Here is a 21,763-nt window from a genome sequence, read left to right on the forward strand (position 1 = left end):
CTCCTCTTATGATTTATCGTTGTACGGTTTAGGGTTCTTCTTCATTCTTCTGTAAACAATTGTGATAATCGCACCGATAATGAGCACGACTGAAATAACCTGAGCCATTCTGAGCGACTCCGTTAGCATAAGACTATCCGTTCTTAACCCTTCAATAAAGAAACGTCCGATGGAATACCAGATTACATAAGAAAGGAAGACTTCTCCTCGTTTAACGTTTGTTCTTTGTAGGAGGATTAAAATAACGAAGCCTACTAAATTCCATAGCGACTCATATAAAAAGGTAGGGTGATAATACGTACCTTCTATGAACATCTGATTTACAATGAAATCAGGAAGCATTAAGTTCTCAAGAAACTCTCTCGTGACCTCTCCACCATGTGCTTCCTGGTTCATGAAGTTTCCCCATCGACCGATCGCCTGCCCAAGGATTATACTTGGAGCTGCGATATCAGTAATTTTCCAGAAAGATAACCCGCGCTTTTGAGTAAAAACGAGAGCAGTAATAACGGAACCGATCAATGCACCGTGTATCGCGATTCCACCTTCCCAAATCGCAAAGATATCTCCCAGATTGTCCTTATAGTAACCCCACTGAAAGATAACATAATAAATTCTGGCCGAAATAATAGCGATCGGTACGGCCCATAGTATTAAATCGACAAATGTTTCTTTCGGCAGCCCTTGACGCTGTGTTTCTCTAACCGCAAGTACAAGCCCAAGATAAGCTCCTAGCGCTATGATGATACCGTACCAATAGATTGAAATCGGTCCTAGCTGAACCGCAATTCGATCTAGAGGTTCTATTGTTGCTAACATGTCCGTTTCCCCTTTCTATGTTAAACCTGTTAGATGCTATCGTGATCGTCTCCATCTTCGATTTCTTTTGTTAAACGCTCGGAGAACTGTTTCGCTGCGTTCATCCCCATGTTCTTCAAACGGAAGTTCATCGCAGCAACCTCAATGATGATCGCTAAATTTCGTCCTGGACGCACTGGTACAACGAGGCGCGGAACATTGGAATCGATGATCTGCATATATTCCTCTTCTAGACCAAGACGGTCATATACTTTTTTAGAGTCCCAAAGCTCAAGGTTTATTACTAATGAGATCTTCTTGTAATTTCGAATCGCACCTGCTCCAAACAATGTCATGACATTTATAATGCCGAGACCCCTTATTTCAAGAAGGTGTTGAATCAACTCTGGCGCACTTCCAACAAGCGTGTTTTCAGCTTCCTGGCGAATTTCAACCGAATCGTCGGCAACTAATCGATGGCCGCGCTTTACAAGCTCTAGCGCAGTCTCACTCTTACCAACCCCACTCGAACCTGTAATCAGAACGCCCACACCATAAATATCGACGAGAACGCCGTGAATAGCAGTGTTAGGGGCAAGCTGACTTTCAAGATAGTTTGTCAATCTACTACTCAGACGCGTAGTCGTCATACTCGTGCGTAAGATCGGTACATCTTTTTCCTTAGAAGATTGAATCAGTTCATCTGGCACGATCATGTCTCTTGAGATGACGATACCCGGTGTTTCATCAGTGCACAGCTTTTCCATTCGCTCTTGTTTTTGCTCCTCTGGTAAACCGTTGAAGAACGAAAGCTCAGTCTTACCTAATAGCTGCAATCTTTCAGCAGGATAATATGTAAAAAAACCAGCCATTTCAAGACCTGGACGTGATATATCACTTGTGATGATCGGACGATGAATTCCTTCAGCACCACTTACAAGTTCAAGGCTGAATTTCTCCATTACATCTTTCATGCGGACTTTTACCATTCATAAACCTCCTAAATCGAACCTAATGGTTACATTTTTCGCTATTTTCTATTGTACCATTTCACATTTGAAAGAACAGAATGATAAACTACAATTTCTTAAAAAGGAAAAAGCTTGTCCCTCTCTTTTAGTAAGATTAGCTTCAAACGCTACGGTCGTATTCAAGTTCTTATTTTGAACTATTCTTTGTAAATATATAAATCTTCTGATCGTACCTAAACAAAAAAAGCCGTCGAGAAAGTCTCGACAGCTCTACAGGTGGCCTAACTGATCATTATGCATCTACAGGTACTTCAGCATCTACCGGTACCACTGCATCATGGAGTTGTTTATCTAGCTCTTGTAAATGAGCTTCTTTCATTTCGTTCGACCAGTTTAGACGTTTTGCCATGTACTCGATAACAGGCTCTTTCCAAGTTTTCACCCAGTCGATATCAAAGTATAAGGCGCTTGTTCTTCGATTAAAGTAATCGAGCGGTGTAGCGACCATTTCTTCTTCGATTCCATAGATGAGTGTTGCGAACACTTCAAGACTAAGTCCATGGAAGTTTGCTTCAGTCCCGATCGTTTCGATGATTTGATAAATTCGCTCGATATTAGATCCGTATCTTTGAACGAGTCGATCAGCTTCATCAACAGAGAGGCCAAGCGTTGTACCACGGCGCACCTGTTTTGTAGCATATTCTTTGAACCCTTTGCTTCCGCCAACGTCTCCACCAGAGAGAACCATATTCTTAGTCGTTGAGCTAGGGAACTTTTTATACTTTTCATCTTTAAACTCATCCGCAACGTAATCAACAACTTTTTCAGCCATTTTCCGATAGCCGGTTAGTTTTCCTCCCGCAATCGTAATCAAGCCAGACTCTGAATGGAAAATTTCATCTTTACGAGAAATTTCGGAAGGATCTTTTCCTTCTTCATGGATCAGTGGACGAACGCCAGACCAGCTGGATTCCACATCATCACGATCAAGCTTAATTCCTGGGAACATATAATTCGCTGCATCGATGATGTAATCTCGGTCTTCAACCGTCATCTGTGGATGAACTGGATTCTTTGTATACTCTGTATCGGTTGTTCCGATATAAGTTTTTCCGGCTCTAGGGATCGCGAACATCATACGCCCGTCATCAAACGGTGTATCGAAGTAGACAGCTTGTTGAAGCGGGAATTTACTTTGATCGAATACGAGATGAACTCCTTTGGTCATGAAGAGGTGTTTCCCTTTTTTAGACTGGTCGAGTTCGCGAATTTCATCTACCCATGGACCAGCAGCATTGACAATTTTCTTCGCTCTAATTTCTCGCGTTTCTCCTGAAAGAACGTCCATCGCTCTGACGCCAACAACCTTTCCATCTTCATACAATAGCTGCTCGGCTTTTACGTAGTTAACCGCTTTTCCTCCACGATGAACAGCTTCTTTCATCACTTCAAGTGTAAGGCGAGCATCATCTGTACGGTATTCAACGTAATAACCTCCACCCTTAAGGTCGTTCTTACGAAGTAATGGCTCTTTCGACATCGTTTCTTTCTTAGAAAGCATATTTCTACGTTCTTTCTTCTTTACACCCGCAAGGCGATCATAAAGGGCAAGACCAGCACTTGTTGAGAACTTCCCAAACGTACCACCTTTAAAGATCGGTAGAAGCATCCACTCTGGGACTGAAACATGTGGAGCATTTTCATAAACGATCGCTCGTTCTTTTCCAACTTCAGCAACAAGTCCTACCTCAAAGTTCTTTAAGTATCGAAGTCCTCCGTGAACAAGTTTAGTCGAACGACTAGATGTACCAGCAGCATAATCCTGCATCTCAATAACTGCAGCGTTCATTCCTCTCGAAGCAGCATCGAGTAAAATTCCTGATCCTGTTATCCCCCCACCGATTACGAGAAGATCCAACTCTTCAGATACCATCTGATCTAAAATCACACTACGTTGCAAACCTGAAAATGGTTTTACCAAAACGATCACTCCTTTTAAATATATCTACTTCAATCATTCAATTTTGAATAGGCTCTTATTACCATACCCTCCAAGCTACGGAATAAAGCATGGTAAAACTTATAAACTGTAACAGTCGGTTTTTTCTTTAATCTTTTAATCCGTTAAAACAACAAAAAGACCACAACTCCTCAAGACATAGTCCTCCTATGCTTGAGTGTTGTGGTCTTCTCCTTATCTCCGACCGCTTTTATTAACTTAATTATAGTGTAGCACACTCTCGTAAGAGTTGCTATTATTAACCATTATTTAAATGCCATCGTGGCTTTAACGGCTTTTTTCCAGCCTTCATATAGTTCTTCTTTTTGTGCTTCTTCCATCTCTGGATCAAAAGAACGATCAAGCATCCACTGCTCTTGAATTTCTTCACGACTTTCCCAATATCCTGTTGCTAGCCCAGCTAGGTACGCCGCCCCTAATGCTGTTGTTTCATTAACAGTTGGTCGCTCAACTTGAACACCGATCATATCGCTTTGGAATTGCATTAAGAAATCATTCTTTACAACCCCTCCATCGACTCGAAGCGTTTTTAAGTTGATACCTGAATCAGCTGTCATGGCATCAAGAACATCTCTTGTCTGATAGGCAAGTGACTCGAGCGTTGCACGAACAAAGTGCTCCTTGCTCGTTCCACGTGTTAGTCCAAATACCGCTCCTTTTACATCACTATCCCAGTAAGGGGTTCCAAGACCTACGAACGCTGGAACCATGTAAACTCCTTCAGTCGATTCTACGCGTTTCGCATACCTTTCACTTTCCGGTGCCGTGCTGAACATGCGTAGACCATCTCTTAGCCACTGTATCGCAGAACCAGCTACGAAAATACTTCCTTCTAGCGCATATTCAACTTTACCATCTACGCCCCAAGCAATCGTCGTTAAAAGACCATTGTCAGACTTCACGGCTTTTTCTCCAGTATTCATCAACATAAAACAACCGGTGCCGTACGTATTCTTTGCCATTCCTTTTTCAAAGCATGCTTGACCAAACAATGCCGCTTGCTGATCCCCAGCGACACCTGCGATCGGTACATTTTGGCCGAAGAAATGATAGTCGACGGTTTCCGCATAAACTTCGGATGAAGGGCGCACTTCAGGAAGCATCGATTTTGGAACTGATAGCATCTCTAGAAGTTCATCATCCCATTTAAGGTCATGAATGTTATACATTAATGTTCTAGATGCGTTCGTGTAATCTGTAACATGCGCGCTGCCGCCGGATAACTTCCAAATGAGCCACGTATCGATCGTACCAAACAACAAGTCTCCATTCTCTGCTTTTTCACGAGCACCATCAACATTATCAAGGATCCACTTTACTTTCGTGCCAGAGAAATAAGCATCGATCAGTAGTCCTGTTTTATCTCTCACCATCTCACTATAACCTTGTTCTTTCAATTCACTTACGATGCCTGCTGTTTGACGAGATTGCCAAACGATCGCATGATAAACAGGTTTACCAGTATTCTTGTCCCAAACGACCGTGGTTTCTCGCTGGTTTGTTATTCCGATCGCTTCAATATCCTTTGCTGCGATATCAGAAGTAGACGATAGCACTTGTGCCATAACGGATAAAATCGAGCTCCAAATTTCTTGAGCGTCATGCTCCACCCAGCCAGATTTAGGGAAATGTTGCTTGAATTCTTTTTGTGCTACGTTTACAATTTCACCTTTCTTGTTAAATAAGATTGCTCTTGAGCTAGTTGTTCCTTGATCAAGTGATAAAATATACTTTTCTTTTTCAGCCATTACGAATTCCTCCCTTATATACTATACATTTCTACAACGGTTAATTTTTAACCTTTTCACCTGTTTGAATACTGTCTTTCACTTTGTCACCAGCATGATAAAGTCCAAACATAAACACTGTGACGAATAGAGTTGAAAACCAAAATTCTAAACTATAATTTGCTTCAGTGACTGCTTTAAAAAAGATAGCGCCATATATCCCCCCAAAGATTGGACCAGCTACTGGAATCCAAGCGTATCTCCAATTGGAGTCTCCTTTTCCTGGTATGGGCAAGAAGAAATGAGCGATACGGGGACCTAAATCACGGGCTGGGTTAATGGCATAACCTGTCGTTCCGCCAAGAGAAAGCCCGATCGCCACGATCAAAAAGCCAACAATAAATGGGTTAAGACCTTCTGTAAATTCATTCGAACCAATTGCAAGAAGACCGATAAGAAGCATTGCGGTACCAATAAACTCACTCAGAAAGTTACTGAACGTGTGTGGTATAGCCGGGTCTGTGGAGAATACTGCCAATTTAAGCGCTTTATCATCTTCTTTACGAAAATGCGGAAGAAAATGAAAGTATACGATACACGCTCCTAGAAAAGCACCGATCATTTGTGCCGTTATGTATCCAGGCACCTGACTCCATGGAAAGTCTCCAATCGCTGCTAGTCCTAACGTTACTGCAGGGTTGATATGTGCTCCACTAACCTGCCCTGATGCATAGACTGCCATAGCTACCGCAAGTCCCCATCCGAGAGCGACTACGATCCAGCCACCACCTTGAGCCTTCGAATCTCGAAGGTTTACGTTTGCTACAACCCCACCACCAAAAATGATCAAAATCATCGTACCTAATATTTCTCCAACAAATGCGTTCATCTTTGACACCTACCATTTCTATCGATATATGGCATGTTGAAAATTAGCTCTACTCTCAACTATACCCTGTTTGTGCCATTTCAAAAGTACTATAAAAAAAACCACGACAAATCTCCCCATACATTTGATGGGAATTTTGCGTGGTTCTCCATGTCTCCGGCACATTGTATTAACTTACTTTTTATTTAAACAAACTTATGTAAGCGATGTCAAATCCTTTTTTTGGCATCGTAATGTTTCCAGAGTTCGCTTTTCGAAGTTGTCACAGCGGTAGCTCCACCCTTTAAGGCTAATTCCACATCATCAACCGAGCGGATAAAGCCTCCAGCAAAAATCGGCACATCAATTTCTTCACGTAATTCTTCAAAGACTTGTGGAATTATACCTGGAAGAATTTCAACACAGTCTGGTTGAGTATGCTTAATAATGCTTAAATTTTTCTCAAGGGCCATGGAATCGAGCATAAATAATCGTTGAACAGCAATTATTCCGCGCCTTTTCGCAACAGATAATACATTCGATCTCGTTGATATCAACCCAGCTGGCTTCACTTCTTGACAGAGAAACTCTGCACCGTGTTCATCATTTTTTAAACCTTGTACAAGATCGGCGTGCAAAAGAATTTCTTTTCCTGCCCGTTTTCCTTCTTTCACAATGGCTTTTAATTGCCCAATATGGGAATCAAGCAGAACGATATATGTATAAGAACTTGCTAACAGTGTTTCAAAATCCCGCATTTTTCTTACTGCAGGCAAAATCGTTTGGTTATGAAATGACATAAGGAACCCTCCTTTTCATACTATCTTACCAGATAAAATGAAAAACACACGCCTTAAAAAGACGTGTGTTTCCTTACTTCTTAATCGGTTCGATGACGAGCTTATCGATCAATACATTTAACAAACCTATGATTATTGAAGCGATCATGGCCATCCCAAAGCCTTCGATGACGAATGAGCTTCCCATAAATGCAGCTGTGATCTTTAACGTCACCGCATTGATAACGATTAAAAACAACCCTAGAGTGACGATCGTGACGGGTAGTGTCAGAAGAATCAGCACTGGTTTGATAAACACGTTTATCAACGATAATAATAGACTTGCTAGAATAGCAGCGCCAACGCCTTCAAGATAGAAGGCATCAAAGTACCCTGCAACAACCATCAATACGATGCTGTTCACGATTAAACTGATCAACCATTGTCGCACGACCTATCCCTCCATCTTCATCACGAGTGCCCGTCTTTTATTCGTTAGTAGAATACGCCACTGTAATGGAACCAGCTGTAGATGTTGCGGCGATTCTATAAGTGTTTTCTGAATCAACTTCAGTCTTAAATTTCTTCATTCTATGAGATATTTCTTGTTTTTCCCTTAAGACACTCATATTATCTAAATCAGCCGTAATTGTCCCGATTGTAGATTTCAAGTCGCCATTAAGGTTCATCCCTTTTGGAACATTTACTTGGATCGTTCCATTTACAGTTTTTAACTGCGCACTGCCACTTACGACTTCCTTAAGAGCATAGCGAATCGCCCCATTTATAGACTGTGCTTCTACCTCTTTATACGTTCCATCAATTGTGATCGGACCGTTCCCTGTTTCAAGTTCGCACACATCGCCGTTCGTATTTTCTACTGAAATCGATCCGTTCCCAGATTCAGCTTCCAAATCTTTTACTTCTGAAGCTTTGATTCCTACTTTACCGTTAGCTGTTTTTAGCTTGGCTTTCGCTGATCGAATCGTTTCTCCACTAACATCACCATTAAACGTGGTGATCCATACTCTTTCGTATTCTTTAGCAGGTACATAGATGACTACGTTTAATTTAACGTCAGCTCTTTCTGATTTGAATGTCATTTTTCCGTTATCTACTGAAAAATAAGTATCTCTGAGCAACTTTTCTTTTGCACCTTCTGTAGTTGAGACACGGTAGATATTTGCTTTACAATCAATTTTCACATCATCTTGATCCCAAGTTTGAAAAGCCACTTCTCCATTTCTGACATGAATATCGATCGCGTCGAACGATACTTCTTGCTCTGAAAAAACGTGCTCAACTTCTTCTGAAGAGCCGAAATTAAAGTCAAGGTCCATGTCCTTTACTTTTTGAATCAGTGATTCAACAAATTGACCAACACGATATCCTGATTGAGGACGTTCTTGCTGAGGTTCAGCCGCTCTTTCTTCTTTCTTCGTTTCGGTACTGCCAAGAGCACTCAATAGTTTCGCGCCCTCTTCTGCAGTAATTTTTCCCTCTTCAATCATTGTTAGTATCATTTTGCGTTCTTCGTTCATTCAAAACATCTCCTTGTTATTTATTAAAGTGGTCTAGCACTTATACCTGATTACCAGCGGAGAACTTGAATTCCTTTTACAATGTTCCAGATAAACACAATGACATTAAGTAGTCCAAATACGATGAAGCCAAGAAAAACCACGACTCCTATATCCAATCCAAATATTGCGATAAACACAATGATCACACTTGCAAATGGTAGTAAGTGAGAAAGAACTGCCCGTTTAGCGTGATACGTCACTTCTTCATCTTTCATGACGAAAAAAACGATGATTGGAAATAAGAAAGGAGCGAAAAACACACTAAAATAACATAGCGACGACATTACTTTTTCCACAGACATACATGTTTCTCCTTTCAAAACTATCTACCTATTTATACGAATAAACAAATAGAAGGTTTCATAAAATTAACGCTAAAAAAAGACAGCCTCGTCGGCTGCCTTTTTAACCCTTATACAGACTGCGTTTGTTCAAGCTTAATCTTCATACGTTCTTTATCTCGCTTAAGGATCGGAGCAAGGTATCGACCAGTATAAGAGCGCTCTTCTTTCACGATCTTTTCAGGAGTTCCTGTTGAGATAATCTCACCACCGCCATCTCCACCTTCTGGTCCAAGATCGACTAAGTAGTCAGCGGTTTTGATCACATCTAGATTATGTTCGATGATCAATACAGAGTCACCGTTATCGACAAGCCTTTGCAGTACTTGAAGCAAGCGAGCGATATCATCAACATGAAGACCTGTTGTAGGTTCATCTAAAATATATAGTGTTTTTCCAGTAGAGCGTTTATAAAGCTGTGACGCAAGCTTCACACGTTGTGCTTCTCCTCCTGAAACGGTTGTCGCCGGCTGACCTAGTTTAATGTAACTCAAGCCAACGTCATAGAGAGTTTGCAGCTTGCGGTTGATCTTAGGGATATTTTTGAAGAAATCTAGTCCTTCTTCAACAGTCATCTCCAATATATCTGAGATGTTCTTTCCTTTATACTCGATTTCAAGCGTTTCACGATTGTATCGTCTTCCTTCGCATACTTCACAAGGAACATATACATCAGGTAAAAAGTGCATCTCGATTTTAATGATTCCGTCTCCTCGACAAGCCTCACAGCGCCCACCTTTTACGTTGAAGCTGAAGCGTCCTTTCTTATAACCACGGACTTTTGCTTCGTTTGTTTGTGCGAACACATCACGAATATCATCAAACACACCTGTGTAAGTTGCTGGATTAGACCTAGGTGTTCGACCGATCGGAGACTGATCGATATCGATGACTTTATCAATATACTCTAAGCCTTTAATCTTCTTATGCTCGCCAGGCTTATCCTTTGCTTTATGAAGCTTTTGAGCTAAAGATTTATATAGAATGTCATTGATAAGAGTACTTTTACCTGACCCAGAAACACCTGTTACACACGTAAATAAACCGATAGGGATCTTTGCATTCGTATTTTTTAAGTTGTTTTCTTTTGCGCCAACAATTTCTATATAGCGTCCGTCCGTCTTTCTTCGCTCAGATGGGACTGGAATAAACTTTTTACCAGATAGGTATTCTCCTGTCAGTGACTGTTCATCGTCCATAATCTCTGCAGGAGTACCTTGTGAAGTGATATACCCACCGTGTGCTCCTGCTCCAGGACCGATGTCGATAATATGATCAGCTGCGAGCATCGTATCCTCATCATGTTCTACAACGATCAACGTGTTTCCTAAGTCCCTCATATTTTCTAGCGTTGAAATAAGACGGTCGTTATCTCTTTGGTGCAAGCCGATCGAAGGCTCATCTAGAATATAGAGAACACCCATCAACCTCGATCCTACTTGTGTAGCGAGTCTTATCCTTTGAGCCTCACCACCAGATAATGTGCCTGCAGACCGATTTAACGTCAGGTAATCCAACCCTACGTTCACAAGAAATCCGAGACGATCCTGAATTTCTCGTAAAATCATTTTACCGATCGTAGCCTCTTTAGCCGTGAGTTCAAGTTGGTCGAAAAAGACAGAAGCATCTTTAATCGCAAACTCCGTCGTTTCCCCGATATGTTTTCCATTGATCAATACGGAACGTGCTTCTTTCTTCAAGCGATACCCTTTACACGTAGGGCATGGTTTTTGGGCCATATACGCTTCCATTTGCTCGCGAATGTAATCAGAGCTCGTTTCACGATAACGTCGTTCAACGTTAGGGATGACGCCTTCAAAGTTAATGTTGTTCTCCCTTACTTGCCCAAAATCGTTCTCATACCTAAAATAAACTTTCTCGTTTCCACTGCCGTAAAGGACCTTATCCAATTGATGTCTCGGAAGCTTCTCGACAGGTGTATCCATATCGATGCCATAATGATTACATACACTTTCAAGAAGCTGTGGATAATAGTTTGAGCTAACTGGTTCCCATGGAGCTAATGCGTGTTCCCTCAGAGATAATCCCCAATTCGGAATCACAAGATCAAGGTCCACCTCTAGCTTTAGACCGATTCCATCACAAGATGGGCACGCTCCAAACGGGCTGTTAAAAGAAAACATCCTTGGCTCTAGCTCACCAATTGAAAACCCGCAGTATGGGCAAGAGTGATGCTGGTTAAAGAGAAGCTCCCCTTCTCCTATCACATCGACGATCACTTGTCCTCCACCTAGCTGCAGGGCCGTCTCTAGTGAATCTGCAAGTCTTGATTGGATACCATCTTTTACGACGATACGGTCGATCACAACTTCGATGGAATGCTTCTTGTTCTTTTCTAGTGAAATCTCGTCAGCAACCTCCATCATTTCTCCGTCGACTCGTACACGGACGTACCCTTGCTTCTTAATATCTTCTAAAATCTTCACGTGCTCCCCTTTACGCCCTGAGACGACTGGAGCAAGAATTTGTAGCTTCGTCCGCTCTTCATATTCAAGTATTCGATCGACCATCTGTTCAATTGTTTGAGAGGTGATTTCCACTCCATGACGTGGACACACTGGTCTTCCAATCCTCGCAAACAACAGCCTCAAATAATCGTAGATTTCTGTTACAGTCCCTACAGTTGAACGAGGGTTTCGGCTCGTCGTTTTCTGATCGATCGAGATTGCGGGTGATAAACCTTCGATCGCATCTACATCGGGTTTATCCATCTGCCCAAGAAACTGTCTCGCATAGGCAGAAAGTGATTCAACGTATCGTCTTTGTCCTTCTGCATAAATCGTATCAAAAGCGAGTGATGATTTTCCTGACCCAGATAATCCAGTTAGAACGACCAGTTTATCTCTAGGAATAGACACATCGACATTTTTCAAATTATGGGCTCGTGCCCCTTTGACGACGATTTCTTCATTTGCCATTTCTTCGTCATCCTTCCGCTTTAAGCTCTAATAGTAGATCGCGAAGCTCAGCAGCACGTTCAAAATTAAGCTCACGCGCAGCTTCCTTCATCTCTTTCTCAACATTTTCAATCATCTTCGTACGTTCTTTTTTGTTCAACTTACCTGGCTTAGGTGCAGTGTATTCCTCACCTTCCTCAGCAGCCACCGTTGCGCGAATCAAGTCACGTACTTCTTTCTTGATCGTCGTAGGTGTAATGTTATGTTTCTCGTTATATGCTTGCTGCGTTTCACGACGCCTCTTCGTCTCATTTATTGCAATATCCATCGATTTCGTTATTTTATCTGCATACATAATGACTTGACCGCTGGAGTTACGAGCAGCCCGTCCAATCGTCTGGATCAATGATCTTTCAGACCTCAAGAATCCTTCTTTGTCCGCATCAAGAATTGCAACGAGAGATACTTCTGGGATGTCCAACCCTTCTCTCAACAAGTTAATGCCCACCAATACATCGAAAACACCGAGACGTAAATCACGAATGATTTCGATACGCTCTAATGTTTTTATTTCTGAGTGAAGATACCGTACTTTTATGCCCATCTCAACCAAATAGTCAGTTAAGTCTTCTGACATCTTTTTCGTCAGCGTCGTAACGAGCACCCTTTCATTTTTTGCAGCTCGTTTATTTATTTCATCGAGCAAATCATCAATCTGACCTTCGATCGGTCTGATTTCGATCGTTGGATCAAGCAACCCTGTTGGACGAATGATCTGTTCGACTACTTTTGTAGAGTGCTCTTCTTCATATGGACCAGGTGTTGCTGATACATACACGAATTGATGCGCTTTTTCTTCGAATTCTTCGAACCTTAACGGTCGGTTGTCCTTCGCTGATGGAAGCCTGAATCCGTGATCGACTAGAACGCCTTTTCTCGCCTGGTCACCGTTATACATTCCCCTGACCTGTGGCAAGGTAACGTGCGACTCATCTACCATGATCAGAAAATCATCAGGGAAGTAATCTAGTAAAGTATATGGTGTAGCGCCAGCATCACGAAGCGTTAAATGCCTCGAATAATTTTCAATCCCAGAACAGAAGCCCATTTCCGCCATCATTTCGATGTCATACTTTGTTCGTTGCTCTAGTCGCTGCGCTTCAAGAAGCTTTCCTTCTTCATTCATTTTCTTCAGCTGTTCTTCAAGTTCTGCTTCGATCCGCTTGATCGCCATCTTCATTTTTTCTTCACGTGTTACGAAGTGGGAAGCAGGAAAGATAGCAATATGTTCTCGTTGACCAAGTATTTCGCCAGTCAACGCATTCACTTCCGTAATGCGATCGATCTCATCACCAAAAAACTCAACTCTTACGCAGTTTTCATCCCTTGATGCTGGAAAGATCTCAACAACATCACCACGAACTCGGAACGTACCGCGCGTAAAGTTGATGTCGTTACGTGCATATTGAATGTCTACGAGATCACGTAGAAGTCCATCCCTGTCTTTTTCCATTCCAGCCCTTAGAGAGACGACTAAGCTCTTGTATTCCTCCGGATTACCTAGACCGTATATACAGGATACACTTGCCACAATAATCACATCGTTACGTTCAAACAAACTCGAAGTCGCAGAATGTCGTAGCTTATCGATTTCATCATTGATGCTTGCGTCTTTTTCAATAAACGTGTCCGATTGAGGAATATAAGCTTCAGGCTGATAGTAATCGTAATAACTCACGAAGTACTCAACAGCATTATTAGGAAAGTACTCTTTGAACTCACTGTATAATTGCCCCGCCAACGTCTTATTGTGAGCAATAATAAGCGTTGGCTTATTAACCTCTTTAATAACGTTTGACATCGTGAATGTTTTTCCAGTACCTGTCGCTCCAAGTAAGGTCTGATAACGATCATTATTATGCACGCCTTCAACGAGCTTTTTTATTGCTTCAGGTTGGTCTCCTTGAGGCTCATATTTTGAAACCAATTCAAACTGTCTTTCCACCTTAGTCGCCTCCGTTCCTTTTCTTCATAAGATTTATTATAGCATAAAAGATGGCTTTTTCTTCAAATAAAACGAACTGGTATTCCCCTTTTTTTCTATTAGCGCTTCCGATAACGCGCAATCTAAGGTATGCTGAGTGATAGCAAACTGCATGAAAGGGAGTACTGACATTGATCGTTTTTCTCGCAATTCCACTAGGACTAGCAATCGGAGCAATTTCAGGGTTCTTCGGAGTAGGAGGAGGCTTCTTATTAACGCCAATCCTCCTACTACTGGGTTATGAGCCTTCAACTGCTATAACGATCAGCTTATTATATAGCATGAGCACATCTGTTTCAGGAGCTCTTAAACATTACCAACAAAACCATATTCTTTGGAAAACTGTCCTCTTATTATCGATTAGTGGAATGCTAAGCACTCAGATCGCCAAACCACTCGTCCTTTACTTAGAGTCAGTAGGATACGATGAACTTGTCATCTCGCTCCTGTATGTAGGATTGCTCAGTTATTTTGCATTGTCTATGCTCACTGAGAAAACAACCCACGAAAAAGCGCAGGGGTATTCCATTTCCCCTGTTCGAACAATTTTAATCGGACTCACCGGTGGGTTTATCTCATCTGTTCTTGGAGTCGGTGGTGGATTCGTGATGGTTCCTTTATTAATAAATGTTCTTTATCTATCCCCACGCCTAGCTATCGGAACGTCTCTTGCAAGCATATTCATTATCGTATCAACAGGGTTCTTTTCATACATAGGAAGTGTGACGATTCCGTTCTCCCTAGCTTTACTATTAGTGGTAGGTGCATTAGTTGGATCCCGTATCGGTGCAAGTATCACTGAACTTGTTTCCAACGACGTGATTCGAAAACTGCTAGGAACGTTGTATATCTTCACATTGATCAGCGTCATTTTGGAACTTTTCCAATTACCCGTAGCGGGGTTAATTGTTCTTTCTATCTATATAACACCCCTGATCATTTACTTTATCTATCAGTATAGAACGAAAAACAAGCGTCTATTCTCTTCGGAATAGACGCTATTTTATCTTTTTCTTATTTTGTTTTTGTATTTTCGAAGAAAAGTAAAATCCGATTAAAGCAGATAGTATCGTTAAAATAATTAAATGAATCGGGTGATCAAACCCTCCAAAGATTGCCCACATGAAAAGCAGTGCTAATCCAAGACTAACATATTTATTATACGTAACGCGTGTAAACACAACTGCCACAACCGCTGGAATAAGTAAAGCTGCTAATATTTCCTGCATGAGTTGGTTCCCCTCTCTAAAGCATAACTCTTTCTCCATCTTACAACACATTCGTTAGAGAATGCTATGACAGGATGAAATTCTTATACAATCTTATACGATTCACACTCAGAAAAAGGTTGTCGAGGTAAACCTCAACAACCTTATTTTAGCTTTCTCTGGCATATTCGATTGAATCATCCAGACGCTGTTCTTTTACGAACAACAAACCTAACTCATGGTGCTGATCGTTGTAAAGCGCTCTTTGTTCAAATCGAATTTCTCCATTAAAGTCCAAAACCTGAAGCTTACAAAAAGCTGCATTTTGTTGGAGAGCAGTATAGAAATCTGTTCCATTACCTACGGACATACCGTTCACTTTTGAAATGACTTCCCCTACTTGCAGATTCATTGAATCGGCAGGTGATTCAGGAAGGATTCCTAAAATAACGAGTCCCTCATTCCGCTCATTAAAATATGCAGGTTTATTCATACCTCTATGAAGTAGTAAAATAGCTGCTCTGGCAACTACGATAATTGGGAACACCGAAAGAGCAAGCCAATCAGCACTTATAGCATAGCTTATTACCCCTAGAACTGTAGCAAAAGCACCGAGTATGACGACATGAACGCCATTTCGTTTAATTTCTGGTGCAGGCAAAGTATGATGGATTAATTTTCGGAACCCGATCGGCAATGGGAGGATTAGAAAAGAGTACGTCTGATCTCCGAATTGCAACAGGGGCCACCAAGTAGTCGCTTCAATCGTTCCTGAAGGAAGAAATAGAAAGAGTGGCAACAGCCAAAGTCTTTGTACTTCATGGGCACCAACGAGTTTACCACGCTTACTACGCACCAACCTAGGAGATGTTTGCTTCTTAGCATTCTGATTGATTAAAACTCCTTCGATGATAAGCAATACGCCTGCTAAAATTGCGAGTGCGATTAATGAAACGGAATCAAACCCAGTTTGCCAGGAGTTCAACCATTCACTTCCTAGGTCAACAGGTTCATAAAAAAGAACTGCTGCAACTGGAAGGATAAATACAAATGCTGGAGATAAGAAACGGATTTGTCCTGTAATTAGGATTAAAATAGCACTGATACTTAAAGCGACGACGATCCCCATCGGCACGACTAATCCTAATAATAAGTTTAAACCGAATAGTGAAACCCCAGCGATAATCCCTGGAACGATCGCAAACTTCACATCGTCAAGAACGTCATGCACTCGCGTATGAAAATCCCTTCGATCTCGTTTCACTCGTGAGATTCCGATCATAAAAGCTGCCACCAAGCTAATATACGTAAGTGGGTTGATCAAAAAAGATATGATGCCTTTTACTATGGAAAGACCTATCGTTTCCGCCATGATTTACTCCTCCATCTTTCTATTCCTGTCAAAAGAAAATTCCGCAGGATATCCTGCGGAATAGCTTCGACAAAACTAGCTCGTTTCCTTTTCTTAATTTACTTTGCTAGTAGTTCCACAGCCGTTTCTAACTGAATATCGTTTTCTGGATTTCGAATAGACTCTACGATTTTTTCTTGTAGTTTTTGAGCTGTTTCTTCATTGATCTTACCCGAAACGGTTAAATCGTTTGAACGTTGAAATGCTTTAACAGCCGTAGTCGTCTTATCGCTAAAGTAACCATCTGTTCTACCAGGTTCAAATCCTAACCCTTTTAGCATAACTTGAGCTGATTCAACCTGCTTATTATTTTGATCATACTGAAGCGTTTTTTCGGTATTTAATGGATTCACATAAAAGTAGGAAGGTTGATCAGCCTTTAATGTTGGCTTGATGCCTTCTTTATGAATCCAGTTTCCATCAGGAGTCAACCACTTAAACATCGTTAGTTTGATATTACTGCCATCACCAAGATCAACTGTTGTTTGGACAGTTCCCTTGCCAAACGTTTTTTCACCAACTAGTTCATAGCCTCCTGCTTCCTTCAACGCACCTGCCAAAATTTCAGCGGCAGAAGCACTTCCTCTATCGATGAGACCAACGATCGGATAGTCCTTCTTTTCTCTAAGAGAAGAGACGGAACGCTGCTTCTCACCTTTTCGATCTTCTATTTGTACAAAGGGCTTATCGTCTGGAATAATTTCTTGAGCGATGTCTGACACGCTATTCAACAAACCTCCAGGGTTGTTTCTCACATCGATAACAAGACCATCGATCCCTTGATCTTCTAGCTTCTTCAGTTCTTTTGAGAAACTTTCAGATGTGTTCTCAGAGAATGACGTAATCTGCAACACTCCGATTGTTTTATTATTCTTTTGTATCGTCTCCGAGTAAACAGTTTCGATCGGAATCTCATCACGTGTCACATCGACTTCTAATATTTCAGAGACACCAGGACGCTGGATACCCAGTTTTACGACCGTACCTTTTTCACCACGAATCTTTAATACGGCATCATAAAGGTCAAGACCCTCAGTACTTTCACCGTCGATCGTCATGATTTTATCATTCGGACGAAGTCCGGCATCTTCTGCAGGGGAATCTTTATAAGGTGAGACGATCGTTACCCTGCCATCTTGCATATTCACTTCTGCACCAATACCTTCAAACGAAGAACCTAACGATTGGTTAAACTGCTCAGCAGTTTCTGGATCCATATAAACGGAATAAGGGTCTTCAAGGGTATCAAGCATTCCTTTTATTGCACCATCAAGCAAATTCTTTTGGTCAACATCACTTACATAGCGATCATTTATGAGTTCGTAAGCTTTATTGATTTTCGTGAGTTCCTCAGAATCAATGTCATTTTCAGAGCCGTTCGCTACAGATCGCTCGATTCCTCCCTCAGAACCATCTTGAAAGAACGACATGACGGCGTATGTACCTCCAGCTCCCACAAGTAGGGCAATGACGACAAGTAGGCCGACAACCTTCCCTTTTATATTCAATCTACTCACCTCTTCTAGTTTGAAAGAAAAGGCATCACACCTTAGCGATGCGATGCCTTTTCATCTTATTGTACTATATGACCGGCTTGTTTTCATTATGTTTCCAACTATAGGAGCCAACACTTGTAAAACAGAGCCTTTATTATTTTAAGGTAGGTAGTTTAAAGGATTAACGGCATTCGACTTACTTTGGTTCCAAGATCCTTTGTGAACTTCAAAGTGTAGATGCTGTCCTTTTGAAGCTCCCGTGTTCCCCATCGTTCCAAGGTAAGTACCTGCGCTTACTGATTGCCCAGTGGAAACGCCAAGGTCTCTCATGTGCGCATAAACTGTTGTGAACATTTGACCATTGATGCTATGCGTTAGGAAAACAACGTTTCCGTAGCTGTCTGAATAGTACGAACGTAGTACAGTTCCATCTGCTGCTGCGTAAACTGGGTTTTTACCGCCTTGTGCGATATCAATCCCTGCGTGGAATGAACCCCAGCGTTGTCCGATTCCAGAAGTAACTCGTCCTGCAGTTGGCCATCTGAAGCTTGAGCTGCTTGAAACAGCAGGAGCAGGTTCGCTTGATGCTGTAGATTCGTTCGAACTGCTAGAGTTATTGCTTGTAGCTGCCTTCTTTGCCGCTGCCTTTTCAGCTGCCGCTTTCTTTGCTGCTGCTTCACGAGCTGCAGCTGCTTTTCTTGCCGCTTCTTCAGCACGCTTAATTTCTTGTTGAACTGCTTTTTCTTGGGCTTTTAGAATTTCAGCAGTTTCATTAAGGTCCAACATGTGGTCATGAAGCTCACCCTCTTCATGTTCAAGGGACGCCATCAACTTATCTTTTTCAGCTTTTTGAGCGCTGAGTTCTTTTTTAAGAGACTCTAGCTCAGCTTTCTTCTCTTCAAGGGAAGCGAGCTTCTTCTCGACTTCTGCTTTCTTCTCTTCTACCGCTAGTTTGTCTGCTTTGTGCTCTTCAAGAATCTTCTTATCTTGTTCAGCAATCGTGTTTAGAGCTAGAACACGTTCCACAAAGTCACCAAAGCTAGACGCACCGAGAAGTACTTCCATATAATCTACAGAACCTCCGTTGTTCTGTTGCATGGAACGAACGCGGTCTTTTAGTAGCTTATCGCGTTCTGCGATACGCTTTTCGAGAGCCTTGATTTCTTCTTTAAGCTGTTCTACTTCAGACATCGTCTCTTCGATTTCTTTTTCTTTCGTAGTGATCTTGTTATCTGTTTCCGCTACAGCTTGATCGATACGACGAATTTCTGCTTGTACTTGTTCTTGTTCTTTCTTAACTTCTTCAAGCTTAGATTCCTTTTCTTTAAGGTCATCTGCATTTTGTGACTGCTTATCTTTTACATCATCAAGTTTCTCGTCAAGTGAATTCGCTTGTATAGGTGCTGGTGAGACTGTAGTCGATAATGTGCTTAACCCGAGTGTAATCGTTAATGCCGTGGCCATTACTTTAAACTTCAATCTTTCTTCCTCCCCCAAAAATAGACAATCTATTTATCTTTTAATTTGTTGTTAGACTTTCAAAAACTTTCGCATGGACGTAAGACTTCCCCAGACTCCGATGATGACGCCAAGAACAACTAATAGAGCTGCAAGCTGGTATACAAACGGTGTTACTGGTAATAGGTCGATAAAGAAAGTAGGGTATCTCGTGCTGATTAGATCTGTTAAGAAGTAATAGCCATAAATCAATACGCCTATTGGAATCAAAGCTCCAAATATACCGATCAGGACACCCTCGATAAGGAACGGCCAGCGAATAAACCAGTTTGTCGCACCTACTAATTTCATAATCTCAATTTCAGTTCTTCTGGCAACAATTGTTAGTTTAATTGTGTTTGAAATGAGGAACATAGCAGTGAATAGAAGGCCTATTACGAGCCCTAGTCCTACATTTCGTGAGATCTCTAACACTTTAAACAATCTATTAACGGTCTCTTGACCGAACTCAACATTCTCCACGTACTCAAATTGTTTAATTTGATCAGCAACGCGATTGATGTCTTGAGGATCGCTTGTCTTGACGACAAACTCATCACTCAATGGGTTTTCGTCTTTTAGTGATTCGAAAACTTCACCTTGATCACCAAGATTATCGATTAGGTTATCTAATCCTTCTTCTTTTGACTGAAACGTAACAGATTCAACTTCAGAAATGTTTTCGATCTTCGCTTTAAGTTCATCCTGCTGTTCTTTCTCAGCTGTAAGATCGATGAAAGTTCTGATCTCAACATCTTCTTCTAACTGATCTCCAAATGCATTTAAGTTTAATACTAATGTTAGGAATACTCCTACTAATAGGAGCGTTACAGTAACTGCTGAGATGGATGCAAAGCTCATCCACCCATTTCGACCGATGTTTTTAAACGCTTCTTTACTGTGTCTTCCAAACGTTTTAATCTTCATACCCGTACTCACCTCTTGCTTCATCACGGGAGATCAAACCGTCTTCAATTGCAATAACACGCTTCCTAAAGGAATTTACGATATCCTTATTATGAGTTGCCATTAATACAGTTGTACCGCGATTGTTAATTTCATCAAGTAAATTCATAATTTCCCATGCTGTGTCCGGGTCCAGATTACCAGTCGGTTCATCTGTTAATAGGATCACGGGATTATTTACGATCGCTCTTGCTATTGAAACCCTCTGCTGTTCTCCACCTGAAAGCTCATCTGGTAGAAATCTTGCTTTGTTTTTCAAGTTCACTAGACTTAAAACATCCATTACACGTTTACGAATGACTGTTTTATTTTCTTCGATGACTTCAAGAGCAAAAGCGACGTTTTCATAGACAGTTAGCTTTGGAAGAAGTTTAAAATCCTGAAAGACCACGCCAATGTCACGACGCAGTTTAGGGACGTTCTTATTCTTCATCTTTCCAACGTCTTTGCCATTAATGATAATCTTTCCACTCGTCGGCTTTTCTTCCCGATACATCATTCTCATAAATGTTGATTTACCGGCTCCACTTGGGCCAACTATGTAAACAAATTCACCTTTGTTGATTTTTACATCTATACCATTAATCGCTTTTATTCCGTTTTTGTATGTTTTCCATACATCGTTCATTTCGATCACGTTTTACCACTTCCTACTTGCTAAAGTCATGATGCAATCTATTAGGATCTAGGTGTTTATTATTAGCTTGATTCGTTTTATCTCTTACATCTGAAGATATTATAACAAACAAATTCGATATTTTAAGACAAATTTTTATTACATTTCTGTTTCAATAGCTTCTTGTTTTGACATGTTTTGCAATAGTGGTTTAATAATGTCCTATAAACCTTGTCAAATTGGGATTTATATTATAGGGCATTTTTGTCGAAATACGATTATCTATAAATGATTTAAAAGAGCACATGCGAAACGCATGTGCTCATGTTGCTGAAAACCTAGAGGATGTGGTCCCTATGCCGCAGGAGTTTGAATACAGTTAAACAAAGTAAAACTTTCCGAACGATTATGCTAGCGATCTTTCTTCCCGTAGCCCTCATTTGAAGCTAGCTTAAAAACTGAAAAAACCTTAATTCAACGTGGATTGAAGGCGAGCATCTTGAAACTTACGCCCAGCAGG

The 21,763-nt window shown here is 41.2% G+C and carries 18 protein-coding genes; 1 reads left to right on the forward strand and 17 read right to left on the reverse strand.

The annotated features are described in order from the left end of the window. Positions 1-6: 6 nt before the first annotated feature. From lgt to uvrB, 11 genes are all read right to left on the reverse strand, one after another. Entirely contained in the window at positions 7-819 is an 813-nt protein-coding gene (gene lgt / locus PFZ69_RS05950) for a prolipoprotein diacylglyceryl transferase (protein WP_270180088.1), read from the reverse strand. Between the two features lie 29 nt (positions 820-848). Then, on the reverse strand, positions 849-1,787 hold the full coding sequence (gene hprK, locus PFZ69_RS05955) for an HPr(Ser) kinase/phosphatase (protein ID WP_270180089.1): 939 nt from the start codon (positions 1,785-1,787) through the stop codon (positions 849-851). 274 nt (positions 1,788-2,061) lie between these two features. Then, the gene (locus PFZ69_RS05960; protein WP_270180629.1) at positions 2,062-3,702 is read right to left on the reverse strand and encodes a glycerol-3-phosphate dehydrogenase/oxidase; all 1,641 of its coding nucleotides are present in this window, start codon (positions 3,700-3,702) and stop codon (positions 2,062-2,064) included. A gap of 332 nt (positions 3,703-4,034) precedes the next feature. Further along, entirely contained in the window at positions 4,035-5,537 is a 1,503-nt protein-coding gene (gene glpK, locus PFZ69_RS05965) for a glycerol kinase GlpK (RefSeq protein ID WP_270180090.1), read from the reverse strand. A 40-nt stretch (positions 5,538-5,577) separates the two neighbouring features. Continuing rightward, positions 5,578-6,405 (reverse strand): MIP/aquaporin family protein, encoded by an 828-nt coding sequence (locus PFZ69_RS05970; protein WP_270180091.1) that lies wholly within the window; start codon positions 6,403-6,405, stop codon positions 5,578-5,580. A 209-nt stretch (positions 6,406-6,614) separates the two neighbouring features. Beyond that, positions 6,615-7,184, reverse strand: a complete 570-nt coding sequence (locus PFZ69_RS05975; RefSeq protein ID WP_270180092.1) for a glycerol-3-phosphate responsive antiterminator — start codon at positions 7,182-7,184, stop codon at positions 6,615-6,617. 73 nt (positions 7,185-7,257) lie between these two features. Then, positions 7,258-7,614: a phage holin family protein gene (locus PFZ69_RS05980; RefSeq protein ID WP_270180093.1), complete on the reverse strand. Its 357-nt coding sequence runs from the start codon at positions 7,612-7,614 to the stop codon at positions 7,258-7,260. A 37-nt stretch (positions 7,615-7,651) separates the two neighbouring features. Continuing rightward, complete coding sequence (locus PFZ69_RS05985; protein ID WP_270180094.1) at positions 7,652-8,704, reverse strand: DUF4097 family beta strand repeat-containing protein; 1,053 nt, start codon at positions 8,702-8,704, stop codon at positions 7,652-7,654. Between the two features lie 50 nt (positions 8,705-8,754). Next, positions 8,755-9,048 (reverse strand): DUF4870 domain-containing protein, encoded by a 294-nt coding sequence (locus PFZ69_RS05990; RefSeq protein WP_270180095.1) that lies wholly within the window; start codon positions 9,046-9,048, stop codon positions 8,755-8,757. Between the two features lie 110 nt (positions 9,049-9,158). Next, the gene (uvrA, locus tag PFZ69_RS05995; protein WP_270180096.1) at positions 9,159-12,026 is read right to left on the reverse strand and encodes an excinuclease ABC subunit UvrA; all 2,868 of its coding nucleotides are present in this window, start codon (positions 12,024-12,026) and stop codon (positions 9,159-9,161) included. A 7-nt stretch (positions 12,027-12,033) separates the two neighbouring features. Further along, complete coding sequence (uvrB, locus tag PFZ69_RS06000; RefSeq protein ID WP_270180097.1) at positions 12,034-14,010, reverse strand: excinuclease ABC subunit UvrB; 1,977 nt, start codon at positions 14,008-14,010, stop codon at positions 12,034-12,036. Between the two features lie 170 nt (positions 14,011-14,180). Here uvrB and PFZ69_RS06005 point away from each other — a divergent pair, with 170 nt between their 5' ends. Continuing rightward, positions 14,181-15,044: a sulfite exporter TauE/SafE family protein gene (locus PFZ69_RS06005; protein ID WP_270180098.1), complete on the forward strand. Its 864-nt coding sequence runs from the start codon at positions 14,181-14,183 to the stop codon at positions 15,042-15,044. A 3-nt stretch (positions 15,045-15,047) separates the two neighbouring features. Here the strand turns inward: PFZ69_RS06005 and PFZ69_RS06010 are convergent, their stop codons facing one another. The 6 genes from PFZ69_RS06010 to ftsE form a co-directional block, all read right to left on the reverse strand. Then, complete coding sequence (locus PFZ69_RS06010; RefSeq protein WP_270180099.1) at positions 15,048-15,278, reverse strand: DUF2198 family protein; 231 nt, start codon at positions 15,276-15,278, stop codon at positions 15,048-15,050. A 148-nt stretch (positions 15,279-15,426) separates the two neighbouring features. Then, complete coding sequence (locus PFZ69_RS06015) at positions 15,427-16,629, reverse strand: PDZ domain-containing protein (protein WP_270180100.1); 1,203 nt, start codon at positions 16,627-16,629, stop codon at positions 15,427-15,429. A gap of 98 nt (positions 16,630-16,727) precedes the next feature. Then, positions 16,728-18,170, reverse strand: a complete 1,443-nt coding sequence (locus tag PFZ69_RS06020) for a S41 family peptidase (protein ID WP_442865130.1) — start codon at positions 18,168-18,170, stop codon at positions 16,728-16,730. Between the two features lie 153 nt (positions 18,171-18,323). Further along, entirely contained in the window at positions 18,324-19,643 is a 1,320-nt protein-coding gene (locus PFZ69_RS06025; RefSeq protein ID WP_270180101.1) for a murein hydrolase activator EnvC family protein, read from the reverse strand. Positions 19,644-19,694: 51 nt separating this feature from the next. After that, complete coding sequence (gene ftsX, locus PFZ69_RS06030; RefSeq protein WP_270180102.1) at positions 19,695-20,588, reverse strand: permease-like cell division protein FtsX; 894 nt, start codon at positions 20,586-20,588, stop codon at positions 19,695-19,697. Next, the gene (gene ftsE, locus PFZ69_RS06035) at positions 20,578-21,264 is read right to left on the reverse strand and encodes a cell division ATP-binding protein FtsE (protein ID WP_270180103.1); all 687 of its coding nucleotides are present in this window, start codon (positions 21,262-21,264) and stop codon (positions 20,578-20,580) included. Before ftsE ends, ftsX begins: the two co-directional genes overlap by 11 nt. Positions 21,265-21,763: the final 499 nt, after the last annotated feature.

The organism is Alkalihalobacillus sp. CinArs1 (assembly GCF_947387515.1).
Classification (GTDB): Bacteria; Bacillota; Bacilli; order Bacillales; family Guptibacillaceae; genus Guptibacillus.

Coding starts and splice junctions, on each gene's coding strand:
- lgt (WP_270180088.1), bottom strand. CDS start 819: ATGTTAGCAACAATAGAACCTCTAGATCGAATTGCGGTTCAGCTAGGA.
- hprK (WP_270180089.1), bottom strand. CDS start 1,787: ATGGTAAAAGTCCGCATGAAAGATGTAATGGAGAAATTCAGCCTTGAA.
- PFZ69_RS05960 (WP_270180629.1), bottom strand. CDS start 3,702: ATGGTATCTGAAGAGTTGGATCTTCTCGTAATCGGTGGGGGGATAACA.
- glpK (WP_270180090.1), bottom strand. CDS start 5,537: ATGGCTGAAAAAGAAAAGTATATTTTATCACTTGATCAAGGAACAACT.
- PFZ69_RS05970 (WP_270180091.1), bottom strand. CDS start 6,405: ATGAACGCATTTGTTGGAGAAATATTAGGTACGATGATTTTGATCATT.
- PFZ69_RS05975 (WP_270180092.1), bottom strand. CDS start 7,184: ATGTCATTTCATAACCAAACGATTTTGCCTGCAGTAAGAAAAATGCGG.
- PFZ69_RS05985 (WP_270180094.1), bottom strand. CDS start 8,704: ATGAACGAAGAACGCAAAATGATACTAACAATGATTGAAGAGGGAAAA.
- PFZ69_RS05990 (WP_270180095.1), bottom strand. CDS start 9,048: ATGTCTGTGGAAAAAGTAATGTCGTCGCTATGTTATTTTAGTGTGTTT.
- uvrA (WP_270180096.1), bottom strand. CDS start 12,026: ATGGCAAATGAAGAAATCGTCGTCAAAGGGGCACGAGCCCATAATTTG.
- PFZ69_RS06010 (WP_270180099.1), bottom strand. CDS start 15,278: ATGCAGGAAATATTAGCAGCTTTACTTATTCCAGCGGTTGTGGCAGTT.
- PFZ69_RS06015 (WP_270180100.1), bottom strand. CDS start 16,629: ATGGCGGAAACGATAGGTCTTTCCATAGTAAAAGGCATCATATCTTTT.
- ftsX (WP_270180102.1), bottom strand. CDS start 20,588: ATGAAGATTAAAACGTTTGGAAGACACAGTAAAGAAGCGTTTAAAAAC.